The organism is uncultured Stenotrophomonas sp. (genome assembly GCF_963519125.1).
Classification (GTDB): Bacteria; Pseudomonadota; Gammaproteobacteria; order Xanthomonadales; family Xanthomonadaceae; genus Stenotrophomonas.
The window spans coordinates 122,699-135,134 of sequence record NZ_CAUQLJ010000004.1; the positions used below are offsets into that span (position 1 = coordinate 122,699).

Consider the following 12,436-nt stretch of genomic DNA (forward strand, 5'->3'; position numbering starts at 1 on the left):
ATCAAAACAGGTGGGTATTGCACCGCGAAGTGGGGATGCGGGCAACCGTATGTGTGGAACGGTGAGGCTAGCGGCCCTACGCGGTCGCTGGCAGCAGGAACGACAACGCAGGCGCGCAGGGTTGCTCTACCTTGAGAGTCAGCAGGTCGTCTGCGCGGGTGCGGCCGAGGTTTAGGGCGGCTACTGGCAGGCCGGCCTTGGCGGCGGCCTGGACGAAGCGGAAGCCGGAATAGACCATCAGCGAGGAGCCGACTACGAGTACGGCGTCGGCGTTCTGCAGGTGGGCGTGCACGGCGTCTACCCGCGCGCGTGGGACGTTTTCGCCGAAGAACACGACGTCGGGCTTGAGGATGCCGCCGCAGTGTGGGCAGGCCGGGACGTTGAATGCGCTGAAATCCACGTTTTCCAGATCGGCGTCGCCGTCCGGCGCGATACCCGCCTCCAGCGTGTCCCAGCCGGGATTGGCGGCCAGCAGGGTGTGCTGGAAATCCACACGGCTGCTGCGGGTTTCGCAGCCCATGCAGCGCACCTGGTCGAGGCGGCCGTGCAGGTCGATCACCGCTTCGCTGCCGGCGCGCTGGTGCAGGCAGTCCACGTTCTGGGTGAGCAGTACTTCCACCTGCCCGCGCGCTTCCAAGGCGGCCAGGGCGGCGTGGGTGCCGTTCGGCTGGGCCTGGCCGAAGCGCGGCCAGCCAATCAGGCTGCGTGCCCAGTACCGCTGGCGGGTCGGCTCGCCGCCCATGAAGTCCTGGTAGTTCACCGGCGGGGTGCGCTTCCACTGGCCGTCGGCGTCGCGGTAGTCGGGAATGCCGGAGTCGGTGCTGCAGCCGGCGCCGGTCAGGACGAACAGGCGACGCGCGCTATGGATGAAGTCGGCCAGGGGCGTGGGCATGCCAGCTAGATGGGGGCGATTGCAGGCTTCGCAATCGCCCTGGCCTGTTCAGGGTCCGGCGATGTCGGCCGGCAGGGCGGGCACGGCGGTGGGGTGGTGGTTTTCGTCCAGCGCGATCATCACGAAGTGGCCGCGCGTGCACAGCTTGCGCTCGCCGGTGTGCAGGTCTTCGGCGATCAGCTCCACTTCCACCTTCATCGAGCTGCGGCCCACTTCCACGATGCGGCCCACGGTTTCCACCATCTGGCCGACGCTGATCGGCAGCTTGAAATCGACCTGGTCGGAGCGGGCGGTAACCACGGTGCGGCGCGAGTAGCGCGCGGCGGCCAGGAAGGCGGCCTTATCCATCCAGGCCAGGGCCTGGCCACCGAACAGGGTGCCCATGTGGTTGGTGTGGTTGGGGAAGACGATCTCGGCCATGCGCACTTCAATGGGCGGGACGATGTCGGCGGTGGCGGTCATGGGGGCGGCCGTGTGAAGGGGTGTCGCGCGGATGATACGGCAGCGGCGGTGAGGCGGTGGCGTACTACGAAAAAACCCCGGCAGCGCCGGGGTCTTTCGGGACACGATCTGGATGGACTCAGAAGTTCATGTCGAAGGCGACTTCGCCCTGCACGCCCACCTGGTAGGCCGAGGGGCGGCGTTCGAAGAAGTTGGTCAGTTCCTGCACGTCCTGCAGTTCCATGAACGGCAGCGGGTTGCGCACGTTGTACTTCTTTTCCATGCCCAGCTTGGCGAAATGCTGGTCGGCGCAGTGCTGCAGGTACTGGCGCATGTCGCGGGTGGAAATGCCAGCCACGCCACCGGACAGCACGTCCTCGGCGAACTGCACTTCGCACTCGATCGCTTCGGCCAGCATGTCGTAGACCTGCTGCTTCATTTCATCGTCGAACAGGTCCGGTTCTTCTTCGCGAACAACACGCACCGACTCGAACGCGAACTCCATGTGCGCGCTCTCGTCGCGGAACACCCAGTTGGTGCCCGAGGCCAGGCCCGGCAGCAGGCCGCGCGAACGGAAGTAGTACACGTAGGCGAACGCTGCGAAGAAGAACAGGCCTTCGATGCAGGCAGCGAAGCAGATCTGGTTGAGCAGGAACTGGCGGCGCTCGGCACGGGTCTCGATGCGCTTCAGGTCCTGGATCGAGTCGATCCACTTGAAGCAGAAATCGGCCTTCTTCTTGATCGAGTCGATGTTCTCCACCGCGGCGAAGGCTTTGACGCGCTCCTCCGGGTCCGGCAGGTAGTTGTCGAGCAGGGTCAGGTAGAACTGCACGTGCAGCGCTTCTTCATACAGCTGGCGCGACAGGTACATGCGCGCTTCCGGCGCATTGAGGTGCTGGTACAGGTTCAGCACCAGGTTGTTGGACACGATCGAGTCGCCGGTGGCGAAGAACGCGACCAGTCGGTGGATCAGGTGGCGCTCACCCGGCGACATCTTGCTGTGCAGGTCGGTGATGTCGATCTGGAAGTTGATCTCTTCCACCGTCCAGGTGTTCTTGATCGCATTCCGGTACATGTCATAGAACTGCGGGTAGCGCATCGGGCGCAGGGTCAGTTCAAAACCGGGATCGAGCAGCATCTGCTTGGGCTTGTCGGCCATGGGTGTTTCCTTGAATTCTCGGGTCAAAACGCCGGGCGTGGCCCGGCGCTACCTTGGTGTTTCCGTGCTGCAGCCGAGCATGGCTCGGCTCTACAGGTGCGAGGTGTTCGAGTGCCGACCAAGGGTCGGCACCCACCGCGCGGTGTTACTGGCAGGCCTCGCAGGCTTCCGGGTTTTCCAGCGAGCAGGCGATGGCTTCGTCCGGGCTGAACACCTTGGCCGGGGCCGCGCTGCTCACCGTGGTCTTGGCGATCTTGGTGGCCGGGCGCGAGCGCAGGTAGTAGGTGGTCTTGATGCCCTGCTTCCAGGCGTACATGTACATGGAGGACATCGCGCCGATGTTCGGGCTTTCCATGAACAGGTTGAGCGAGGCCGACTGGTCGATGAAGGCGCCACGCTCGGCGGCCATGTCGATCAGCGAACGCATCGGCAGTTCCCACGCGGTGCGGTAGACCTCGCGCAGCGTTTCCGGAATCTGCGCCACGCCGGCGATGGAACCTTCGGCCAGCTTGATGGCATCGCGCATGTCGGCGGTCCACAGGCCCAGCTTCTTCAGCTCGTTCACCAGGTAGCGGTTGACCTGCAGGAAGTCACCGGACAGGGTCTCGCGCTTGAACAGGTTGGACACCTGCGGCTCGACGCACTCGTAGCAGCCGGCGATCGAGGCGATGGTCGCGGTCGGGGCGATCGCGATCATCAGCGAGTTGCGCAGGCCGTGTTCCTTGATGCGCTCACGCAGGGCATCCCAGCGCGCGGTGTCTTCCGGCACCACGTTCCAGGCGTCGAACTGCAGTTCGCCGCTGGCGGCACGGGTGTCGTTGAACGACGGGTGCTTGCCGCGTTCCTGGGCCAGCTCGCAGGAGGTTTCCAGCGCGTGGAAGTAGATCGCTTCGGCGATCTTCTTCGACAGGGCGCGGGCTTCGGCGCTGTCGAACGGCAGGCGCTTGCGGAAGAACACGTCCTGCAGGCCCATGCAGCCCAGGCCGACCGGACGCCAGCGCAGGTTGGCGCGGCGCGCGGTTTCGATCGGGTAGAAGTTCAGGTCGATGACGCGGTCGAGCTGGCGCACGGCCAGGCGCACGGTCTCGGCCAGCTTCTCGAAGTCGAACTCGTTGTGCTCGTCGAAGTGGTTGCCCAGGTTGATCGAACCCAGGTTGCACACTGCGGTTTCATCGTTGGAAGTGACTTCCAGGATTTCCGTGCACAGGTTGGACAGGTGGATCACGTTGCCCGGACGCAGGGTCTGGTTGCTGGCGCGGTTGCACTTGTCCTTGAAGGTCATCCAGCCGTTGCCGGTCTCGGCCAGCGTACGCATCATGCGGGCGTACAGCTTGCGCGCGGAGATGGTGCGGTTGGCCTTGCCCTGCGCTTCGGCCTGCAGGTAGGCGGCTTCGAAGGCTTCGCCGAACAGATCGGTGAACTCCGGCACGACGCGCGGATCGAACAGCGACCATTCCTGGTCGGCTTCGACGCGCTTCATGAACAGATCCGGCACCCAGTTGGCCAGGTTCAGGTTGTGCGCACGGCGGGCTTCGTCACCGGTGTTGTCACGCAGTTCGAGGAAGTCCTCGACGTCGGCGTGCCAGGTTTCCAGGTACACGCAGGCCGCGCCCTTGCGCTTGCCGCCCTGGTTCACCGCGGCCACGGACGAATCCATGGTCTTCAGCCACGGCACGATGCCGTTGGAGTGGCCGTTGGTCGACTTGATCAGCGAACCCCGCGAACGCACGCGGGTGTAGCTGACGCCGATGCCGCCGGAGAACTTCGACAGCTGGGCGATGTCGCCGTACTTGGAATAGATCGACTCCAGCGAGTCCTGCGGCGAGTCCAGCAGGAAGCACGAGGACAGCTGCTCGTGGGTGGTGCCGGAGTTGAACAGGGTCGGGCTGGACGGCAGGTAGTCCAGGTTGCCCATGCGCTTGTACAGCGCCAGGGTCTCGGACACGTCCTCGCTCAGCGCGCTGGCGATGCGCAGGAAGAACTGCTGCGGGGTCTCGATCACCTTGCGGGTGTGCGGGTGACGCAGCAGGTAGCGGTCGTACAGGGTACGCAGGCCGAAGTAGTCGAAGTTCAGGTCCAGGCCGATGTCGATGGCATCGTTGAGCTTGCGTGCGTTGGTCTGCACGAAGTTCAGCAGGCGGTCGTTGATCAGGCCCACTTCGTGGCCACGGCCGATCGACTGCGAGAAGGCGTGGATTTCCTGGCCGGACACTTCCTTGGCGATGTAGTTGGCCAGCAGGCGCGCAGCCAGGCGGCCGTACTCGGGCTCTTCACCGATCAGCAGGGCGGCGGTGCGGATGGACAGCTCGTCCAGCTCCTGGGTGGTGGCACCGTTGTACAGGCCGGAAATGGTACGGGTAGCCACGCGCATCGGGTCGACCGCATGCAGGCCTTCCGCCGAACGCTGCACCGCGCGCACGATCTTGTTCAGATCCACCAGCTCGGTCGTGCCGTTGCGCTTGGTGACGCTCATCGCCGTATTGGTCGGCGGCGAAGTCAGCAGGAATTCGCTTTCCTGAGTGGTGGCTGCGCTGGTTTCGGTGCTCACGGCGTTTTCCTCTTGGCGTGATTTGGGGTGGCACAGGGGCTGCTGCTGGGAAAGCAACGGACCCGTGCGCACAGGTCTTCAGGGTGGCACGAGGGCGTCTCAGGAGGCGCGACTGCAGCTCCCCTGGCGACGCCGGTCATCCCTCCCCCCGGAGATGGTTGCGACTGGCTCGTCGGTGGCCCGCCCTAGTGGTCAGCGGCAGGTCCAGCCACAAGATAGTGGGGGTGCGGGGGTGCGTCAACGCCAAATGTAGGGAATCTGGTCAATCCCTTGTGGCGCAAGGATTGGCCGATAAGGGCGTCCGACGAACGGTCCCGACCTGTGGAAATGGAGTGCGCAGTCAAGCGTCAGGGGCGACTTTTTGGTGTGACGACGGGGTTTAAAAAACGGAACGATGGCGTCACGGGGGCGTAACAATTTCGCGCGAACCGGAGACCGCGCAGCCGGGCAGACCCCGGCTCTACCGACGAGAGACGCCGGGGAATATCCGACCGCGTTACGCGCGGTGCGGGGTGCCCAGGTATTCGGCGCTCTGCATTTCGATCAGGCGCGAGGCGGTGCGCTCGAAGGCGCCCTGCAGGCGGGTGCCGGTGTACAGGGCGACCGGGGCGTCGGTGGCGGTACAGACCAGGTTGACGTGGCGGTCGTACAGCTCGTCGATCAGGTTCACGAATCGCCGGGCGGCGTCTTCATTCACGCGGTCGAAGTGCGGGATATCGCCGAGCAGCAGGGTGTTGAACTCGCGGGCGATCTCGATGTAGTCCGAGGGGCCGCGCGGGCCTTCGCACAGGGCTTTGAAGTCGAACCAGACGATGCTCTTGCCGCGTGCACGGACCGGGATCTTGCGCGCCTCGATCTCGATGTTGCCGGGCTTGGGCGGCTGCCCGCCGCTCAGGGCGGCCCAGCGGCTGGCCAGCCAGGCGTCGCTTTCAGCATCGCGCGGCGCCTGGTACACCGGCGAGTGGGTCAGCGCGCGCATCCGGTAGTCTTCGGTGCCTTCGGCGTACAGCTCCACGCAGTAGGTCTGCAGCAGGCTGATCGCGGGCAGGAAGCTGTCGCGCTGCAGGCCATTCAGGTACAGGTTCTCCACCGCCGTATTAGACGTGGTGACCAGGGTGACGCCTTCGGCGAACATGCGTTCGAGCAGGCGCGCCAGCAGCATGGCGTCGCCGATGTCGGTGACGAAGAATTCGTCCAGCACCAGCACGCGCAGCTTGGTCCGCCATTCCTGGGCGATCCTGGCCAGCGGGTCGCTCTGTCCCTGGTGCTCGCGCAGGCGCTCATGGATGCCGCGCATGAAGCGATGGAAATGGGTGCGGTACTTCTGTTCGATCGGCAGGCCGTCATAGAACAGGTCGACCAGGAAGGTCTTGCCGCGCCCCACCCCGCCCCAGAAATACAGGCCCTTGACCGGCTCGGGCTTCTTCCAGAAGGCGGAAAGGCGGTCCAGCCAGCCGTCCTGGGCGCTGTCGAGCAGGGCCAGGTGGATGCGGTCCAGCTCGGCCAGTGCGGCGTGCTGGGCGGGGTCGTTCTGCCATTCGCCCTTGGCCACGCCGTCGGCGTAGCGCTGGGAGGGGGTCATCTGGGTGTCGCTCATGCGCTGGCGCTGTCCGCAGTGGGCAGCCAGTGCTTGACGCCGTGGGTGATGGCGCCGCGCAGGTCGATCAGCTTGCGATGGAAGAAGTGGCTGGTTTCAGGCATCCGCACCAGTTCGTGCGGGGCCTGCAGGCTGTCCAGCCAGTTGTAGACGGCCTGCGGGTCGACGATTTCATCCTCTTCGCCCTGGATGACCAGCCAGCGGGTCGGCGGCTGCACGCCGTCGAAGTCCCAGCGACCGGCCGGCGGGGCGATCGAGACCAGCACGTCGGGCTGCAGTTCGGCGGCGGCGCGCAGCGAAACGAAGGCGCCGAAGCTGAAACCGGCCAGCCACAGGGTGGCGTCCGGGCGCTGTTCGCGCACCCAGGCGGCGACGGCCTTGAGGTCGTCCTGCTCGCCATTGCCGTGGTCGAAGCTGCCGGCCGAGCCGCCAACGCTGCGGAAGTTGAAGCGCACCGTGGTGACGCCCAGCTCGCGCAGGGTGGTGCCGACCATGGTCACCACCTTGTTGTGCAGGCTGCCGCCTTCGGTGGAGAGCGGGTGGCAGATGATCGCCACGACGGGCTGGGCGGGCACATCGGCCTTGGGCAGATCGACGGCCACGTCCAGCGCGCCGACCGGACCGGCCAGCTGCAGGGTGCCGCTTTCAGTGGGGAAAGTGGGATTGTGCATGGCGTCATAATACCGCTCCCCTGCGGCCTTCACCGCCGCGCCTGCCTGGAACCCCATGTTCTATCTGCTTTTCAGCGTGGTCTGCAGCGTGTTGGTCTCGGTGCTGCTGAAGCTGGCCGCCCGGCGCGGCCTGGATGTGGCGCAGATGGTGACCTGGAATTACCTGGTGGCCGCCGGGCTTACGGCCGTGGTGCTGCAGCCGCCGCTGCAGGCGCTGCAGAGCACGCATGCGCCGTGGCCGGCGCTGCTGGTGCTTGCGGTGGTGCTGCCGTCGCTGTTCCTGGTGCTGGGCCGCGCGGTGGCGGTGGCCGGGATCGTGCGCACCGATGTGGCGCAGCGGTTGTCGCTGTTGCTGTCGCTGTTGGCTGCTTTTTTGTTCTTCGGGCAGACCGCGACCCCGCTCAAGCTGCTCGGGCTGGGTCTGGGGCTGGTGGCGATGGTGGGCATCAGCCTGCGTCCGCGCGGGCCGGCGGTGACCGGTGAGGCGGGCAGCTGGCGCTGGCTGCTGGCGGTGTGGGTCGGTTTTGCGGTGGTGGATGTGCTGTTGAAGCAGGTGGCGCTGTCGGGCACGCCTTCGATGGCGGCTTTGCTGGCCTGTTTCAGCATTGCGTTCGTGCTCATGCTGGCGGTGCAGCTGTGGCGGCATGTTAGTAGCCGCAGCCGGTTGAACCTGCGCAATGCCGGGGCCGGTGCGCTGCTGGGGCTGCTCAACGGCGGCAACATTCTTTTTTATGTGCACGCGCACCAGGCGTTGCCGGACAGCCCGGCCACGGTGTTTGCCGGGATGAACATCGGCGTGGTGGTGCTGGGGGCGCTGGTGGGGGTGTTCGCGTTCGGCGAGCCGACCACGCGGTGGAACCGCGCGGGGTTGGCGTTGGCCATCGTGGCGATCGGGTTTATTGCGTGGGGGTGATGGGCGCAGCCACGCAGGGCGTGGCTCTACCGCCCTACCCGATTACCGGTCGAAACCGAGGATCAACGGGTCGTGGTCCGAACTGCGCCACGGGCCGGCTTCGTTGCGGCCCTGGTAACCCACGTCGTCGGCTTCGTCGGCATTGATATGCCACTCGGCGGCGCCGCGCAGGCGCTTGGCCATGCCCGGGCTGAGCAGGGCGTGGTCGAGGCGGCCGGTCATGCCGCTGTAGACGTAGCTGTAGGGGCGTTCGACCTTGGCCACGGCAAAGGCGTCGCGCCAGCCGGCGTCATGCAGGGTGCGGATCGGCGCTTCCATCGCGTAGGCGTTGAAGTCGCCGAGCAGGATGGCGTCTGACGTACCGGCGCCGGTGGGGTCGGTGCCCAGCCACTGGTTGAGCAGGCGCGCCGATTCCACGCGGGTTTCGTTCCAGCAGCCCTGCCCGTCCTTCTGGTCGGCGTCGGCGCCGCTGGCTTCGGTGCAGCCCTTGGACTTGAAGTGGTTGGCCACCACCACGAACGGCGCGCCCTTGCCGGCGCGGAACGCCTGCGCCAGTGGCACGCGGCTGTGCGGGCCGAACGGGGCGGTTTCGAGTACGGCCGGGGCACCGACCGGGGTCACCCTCGAGCTGCGGTAGATGATGCCGACCCGGATCGGGTTGTCGCCCGGGCCCTTGCCGGCGTCGATGTAGCGCCAGTCAGCGCCTTTGCCGCGGTTGGCGTTGAGCGCGGCGACCAGTTCGGCGATGGCCGACTGCGGGCCGTAGCCGTCGTTCTCCAGTTCCATCAGCGCGGCCACGTCGGCGCCGAGCGCGTTGACGGTAGCGACCAGCTTGGCGGTCTGCGCCTGGTGTTCGGCCGGGGTACGGGCGCCGCGCAGGGTGGGATAACCGCCGCCCTGGCCGTCGCCGTTGAAGAAGTTTTCCAGGTTGAACGCGGCCACCTTGAGTGCGCCGGGCACCACGGGTGCGGTGTCCGGGCGGGCCAGCGCGGGCAGCTGCAGCGGGGTGGTCACCTGCAGGCGCGGAATGCCCTTGTCGTCCACGTGGACGATGCCTTCCACGTTGCGCAGCACGGTACCGGTGCGCAGGGTGGCGTTGGGCGGCAGGTAGGCGACCGGGCCGGGGTCGCGCGCGGTGCTGCCGTCATCGAGCAGCAGACGGCGGCGCTGGTTGTCGGCGATCACCTTGGCGTGGGCGTCGGTGCCGGGCGCGGCCACTTCGCTGGGCTGCCAGAGGCGGCCGTCGAAGGACACGGTGAGTTCGCCGAAGCGGGTGAGGCCGTCGGTGCCGGCCAGGGTCAGCGGCGCGGCGATGCGCACGCGCTGGCCGTCGAGCGCGCGCCAGTCGGCGGGGGCGGCGGTGAGGGTGACGGTGGCGGAAGCAGGAGCCGCCGCCGGCGATGCAGTCGGATGTGCCTGTGGCTGGGCCTGGGCGAACGCGGTGGCGGGCAGCAGCAGCGACAGGGCAAGAGCAAGGGAGCGACGGCGCATCGGCGGGGTGGTCATGGGGTGCGGGTGCACAGACTAACGCCGAATTGTGGCGGGAAGCAGGCACGGGTGGGGATTGGGCGGGTTGGGCAAAGCCGCCTGGGTCAGGTTTCCGTGGGACACGCATGGCGTGTCGCTACGCGGACAGCGGCCGAACCTGGTAGTGACACGCCATGCGTGTCATCGCGGTCCCGAACGCGGGGAATCACCCCGCCCCACCCGTTATTTCAAATTCGCCAGCATCCAATCCACGGTCGCGTGGATCTGCTCTTCCGTCAGCGCCGGGTTGCCACCCTTCGGCGGCATGATGCCGCCGTCAGGGCCGGTGTAGCCCTCGATCGCATGCTTATAGAGCGTGTCCTTGCCCTGGCCCAGGCGACCATCCCAGTGCGCGTGATCCAGGGTCGGTGCCTGGCCTACGCCGGTGGTGTGGCAGGCGGTGCACAGGTTGTCGAAGATTACCTTGCCATCGGTGGTGCCGCCATAGGCGACCTGCGAAGCGGCCTTGGCCAGTGCTGCGGCCTTGGCGGCAGCCTGGTCGGCCACACCGGTGGCGCCGGCATACACCGCGCCGGCCGGGGCAATGCGCAGTTCGGTGCGCTTGACGGCCTGGGGCGAGATCTCAGGGGGAACACGGGTGTGCAGGTATGCAGCGAAGACGATCAGTCCAAGCGTCAGGACCATCAGGAAAGCAATCAGCATCGAAAAGCGTTTCAGGAACTCGAGGTCGTAATTCCGCACTCTCTTTCACCCCTGGCTGGCAGTCGTTGGACTACGGCTTGTCCGCCGAGTATGACCAGCGTCGGCGGCGCTCTGCAAGCCGCCGCCAGGTGATGCATTGCAGCATCAACCGCCCGCGGCGCGCAGGCAGAAAACGCAGATCGATTCCACCAGTGCGGTCTGGTCGCCATGACCGTCGCGGCTGGGCGCGGTCGGGCCCACCAGCGCTTCGGTAAACGCCCCGACGATGCAGGCCGCGGCCACCTCGGTGTCCTGCGCGGGGAAGCTGCCGGCAGCCACGCCGTCGTCCACGATGCGGCGGAAAACGTCACCGAACAGGCGGCGGCAGCGGATGCGCTCGGCTTCCACCTCCGGGTCCACCGGCTCGGCGATGAAGGCGTAGGCCAAGCCGGGACCGGCCAGCGCGCGGCGCACGAACGCGGTGATCGCCCGGCGCAGGCGCTCCGGGGCGGGCAGCGGTTCGGCGGCAATGCCTTCGAAGATGCGCAGCTCGTGCTCGACCGCGTCGGTCAGCACCTCTACGAACAGTTCGGCCTTGGACGGGAAGTGCCGGTAGATCAACCCGGTGGAGACCCCGGCCTCGGCCGCCACGGCGGTCACCGGGGCGTTGCGGTAGCCGCCGGCGGCGACCAGGCGACGGGTCGCCAGCAGGATCCGCTCACGGGCCCCGGCCAGGCGTTCTTCCATCAGTGCGGAGCGTTTATAGGCCATTTGCTGATTCTATGTTCAATTTTTGAATTTGTATTCACTTTTAGCGCCGGGAGGACTAGGCTGGAACCTTACCGTCCCCTTCTGCCGCTCGGAGCTGCCTCATGCACGTCCCCACCATGAACTTCGACCTCGGCGAAGAAATCGACCTGCTGCGCCAGAGCGTGGCCCATTTTGCCTCGGCCGAGATCGCGCCGCTGGCGGCCAAGGCTGACGAAGAGAATCTGTTCCCGCATGCGCTGTGGCGCAAGCTGGGCGAGCAGGGCCTGCTCGGGCTGACCGTGGAAGAAGAATACGGCGGCAGCGGCATGGGCTACCTTGCCCACGTGGTGGCGATGGAAGAGATCTCGCGCGCCTCCGGCGCCATCGGCCTGTCCTACGGCGCGCACTCCAACCTGTGCGTGAACCAGCTGCGCAAGAACGGCAACGAAGAACAGAAACAGCGCTTCCTGCCGGGGCTGTGCAACGGCAGCCTGGTCGGCGCGCTGGCGATGAGCGAGCCGGGTGCCGGTTCGGACGTGGTGTCGATGAAACTGCGCGCCGACAAGCGTGGTGACCGCTACGTGCTCAACGGCAACAAGATGTGGATCACCAACGGCCCGGATGCCGACGTGCTGGTGGTCTATGCAAAGACCGACATGGACGCCGGCGCCAAGGGCATTACCGCGTTCCTGGTCGAGAAGGGCATGAAGGGCTTCTCCACCGCGCAGAAGCTGGACAAGCTGGGCATGCGTTCGTCGCCCACCTGCGAGCTGGTGTTCCAGGACTGCGAAGTACCGGAAGAAAACGTGCTGGGCCAGATCGGTGGCGGCGTGCGCGTGCTGATGTCCGGCCTGGACTACGAGCGCGTGGTGCTGTCCGGCGGCCCGCTGGGCCTGATGGCCGCGGCGATGGACGTGGTGATGCCGTACGTGCATGAGCGCCACCAGTTCGGCGAGGCGATCGGCAGCTTCCAGCTGATCCAGGGCAAGATCGCCGACATGTACGTGGGCCTGGGCGCCTGCCGTGCGTATGTCTATGCCGTGGCGCGCGCCTGCGACCAGGGCCGCACCACCCGCCAGGACGCGGCCGGTGCCATCCTGTACGCCGCCGAGAAGGCGACCTGGCTGACCGGCCAGGCGATCCAGATCCTCGGCGGCAACGGCTACATCAACGAATACCCGACCGGCCGTTTGTGGCGCGACGCCAAGCTGTATGAAATCGGCGCCGGCACCTCGGAGATCCGCCGCATGCTGATCGGCCGCGAACTGTTCCAGCGCACCCTGTAAGGCCACCGCG

General features: G+C 66.6%; 11 protein-coding genes. 2 read left to right on the plus strand and 9 right to left on the minus strand.

Annotated features, from left to right (window positions below; translation table 11 throughout):
• Window positions 1-76 precede the first annotated feature (76 nt).
• From RYM47_RS04740 to RYM47_RS04765, 6 genes are all read right to left on the minus strand, one after another.
• A complete protein-coding gene (locus RYM47_RS04740; protein WP_315386404.1) occupies window positions 77-892 on the minus strand; it encodes an NAD-dependent protein deacetylase in 816 nt (271 codons plus the stop codon).
• Window positions 893-940: 48 nt separating this feature from the next.
• The gene (locus RYM47_RS04745) at window positions 941-1,354 is read right to left on the minus strand and encodes an acyl-CoA thioesterase (protein ID WP_315386405.1); all 414 of its coding nucleotides are present in this window, start codon (window positions 1,352-1,354) and stop codon (window positions 941-943) included.
• Between the two features lie 118 nt (window positions 1,355-1,472).
• Window positions 1,473-2,492, minus strand: a complete 1,020-nt coding sequence (locus RYM47_RS04750; RefSeq protein ID WP_315386406.1) for a ribonucleotide-diphosphate reductase subunit beta — start codon at window positions 2,490-2,492, stop codon at window positions 1,473-1,475.
• Between the two features lie 145 nt (window positions 2,493-2,637).
• Complete coding sequence (locus tag RYM47_RS04755) at window positions 2,638-5,040, minus strand: ribonucleoside-diphosphate reductase subunit alpha (RefSeq protein WP_315386407.1); 2,403 nt, start codon at window positions 5,038-5,040, stop codon at window positions 2,638-2,640.
• 496 nt (window positions 5,041-5,536) lie between these two features.
• Window positions 5,537-6,637 carry a cell division protein ZapE gene (gene zapE / locus RYM47_RS04760; RefSeq protein WP_315386408.1) on the minus strand — a complete coding sequence of 367 codons (1,101 nt, stop codon included), beginning with the start codon at window positions 6,635-6,637 and terminating at the stop codon, window positions 5,537-5,539.
• Window positions 6,634-7,308, minus strand: coding sequence for a CocE/NonD family hydrolase (locus RYM47_RS04765; RefSeq protein ID WP_315386409.1), 675 nt, complete (start codon window positions 7,306-7,308; stop codon window positions 6,634-6,636). The genes zapE and RYM47_RS04765 overlap by 4 nt, the downstream gene beginning before the upstream one ends.
• Window positions 7,309-7,363: 55 nt before the next feature.
• Here RYM47_RS04765 and RYM47_RS04770 point away from each other — a divergent pair, with 55 nt between their 5' ends.
• Window positions 7,364-8,221, plus strand: a complete 858-nt coding sequence (locus tag RYM47_RS04770) for an EamA/RhaT family transporter (RefSeq protein ID WP_315386410.1) — start codon at window positions 7,364-7,366, stop codon at window positions 8,219-8,221.
• 42 nt (window positions 8,222-8,263) lie between these two features.
• Here the strand turns inward: RYM47_RS04770 and RYM47_RS04775 are convergent, their stop codons facing one another.
• From RYM47_RS04775 to RYM47_RS04785, 3 genes are all read right to left on the minus strand, one after another.
• Window positions 8,264-9,712 (minus strand): ExeM/NucH family extracellular endonuclease, encoded by a 1,449-nt coding sequence (locus RYM47_RS04775; RefSeq protein WP_315386517.1) that lies wholly within the window; start codon window positions 9,710-9,712, stop codon window positions 8,264-8,266.
• 219 nt (window positions 9,713-9,931) lie between these two features.
• Window positions 9,932-10,450 carry a c-type cytochrome gene (locus RYM47_RS04780; protein WP_315386411.1) on the minus strand — a complete coding sequence of 173 codons (519 nt, stop codon included), beginning with the start codon at window positions 10,448-10,450 and terminating at the stop codon, window positions 9,932-9,934.
• 105 nt (window positions 10,451-10,555) lie between these two features.
• A complete protein-coding gene (locus RYM47_RS04785; RefSeq protein WP_315386412.1) occupies window positions 10,556-11,161 on the minus strand; it encodes a TetR/AcrR family transcriptional regulator in 606 nt (201 codons plus the stop codon).
• A gap of 101 nt (window positions 11,162-11,262) precedes the next feature.
• Between RYM47_RS04785 and RYM47_RS04790 the strand changes: the two genes are divergently transcribed.
• Window positions 11,263-12,426, plus strand: a complete 1,164-nt coding sequence (locus tag RYM47_RS04790; protein ID WP_315386413.1) for an isovaleryl-CoA dehydrogenase — start codon at window positions 11,263-11,265, stop codon at window positions 12,424-12,426.
• Window positions 12,427-12,436 lie beyond the last annotated feature (10 nt).

Coding starts and splice junctions, on each gene's coding strand:
- RYM47_RS04740 (WP_315386404.1), bottom strand. CDS start 892: ATGCCCACGCCCCTGGCCGACTTCATCCATAGCGCGCGTCGCCTGTTC.
- RYM47_RS04745 (WP_315386405.1), bottom strand. CDS start 1,354: ATGACCGCCACCGCCGACATCGTCCCGCCCATTGAAGTGCGCATGGCC.
- RYM47_RS04750 (WP_315386406.1), bottom strand. CDS start 2,492: ATGGCCGACAAGCCCAAGCAGATGCTGCTCGATCCCGGTTTTGAACTG.
- zapE (WP_315386408.1), bottom strand. CDS start 6,637: ATGAGCGACACCCAGATGACCCCCTCCCAGCGCTACGCCGACGGCGTG.
- RYM47_RS04765 (WP_315386409.1), bottom strand. CDS start 7,308: ATGCACAATCCCACTTTCCCCACTGAAAGCGGCACCCTGCAGCTGGCC.
- RYM47_RS04770 (WP_315386410.1), top strand. CDS start 7,364: ATGTTCTATCTGCTTTTCAGCGTGGTCTGCAGCGTGTTGGTCTCGGTG.
- RYM47_RS04775 (WP_315386517.1), bottom strand. CDS start 9,712: ATGCGCCGTCGCTCCCTTGCTCTTGCCCTGTCGCTGCTGCTGCCCGCC.
- RYM47_RS04785 (WP_315386412.1), bottom strand. CDS start 11,161: ATGGCCTATAAACGCTCCGCACTGATGGAAGAACGCCTGGCCGGGGCC.
- RYM47_RS04790 (WP_315386413.1), top strand. CDS start 11,263: ATGCACGTCCCCACCATGAACTTCGACCTCGGCGAAGAAATCGACCTG.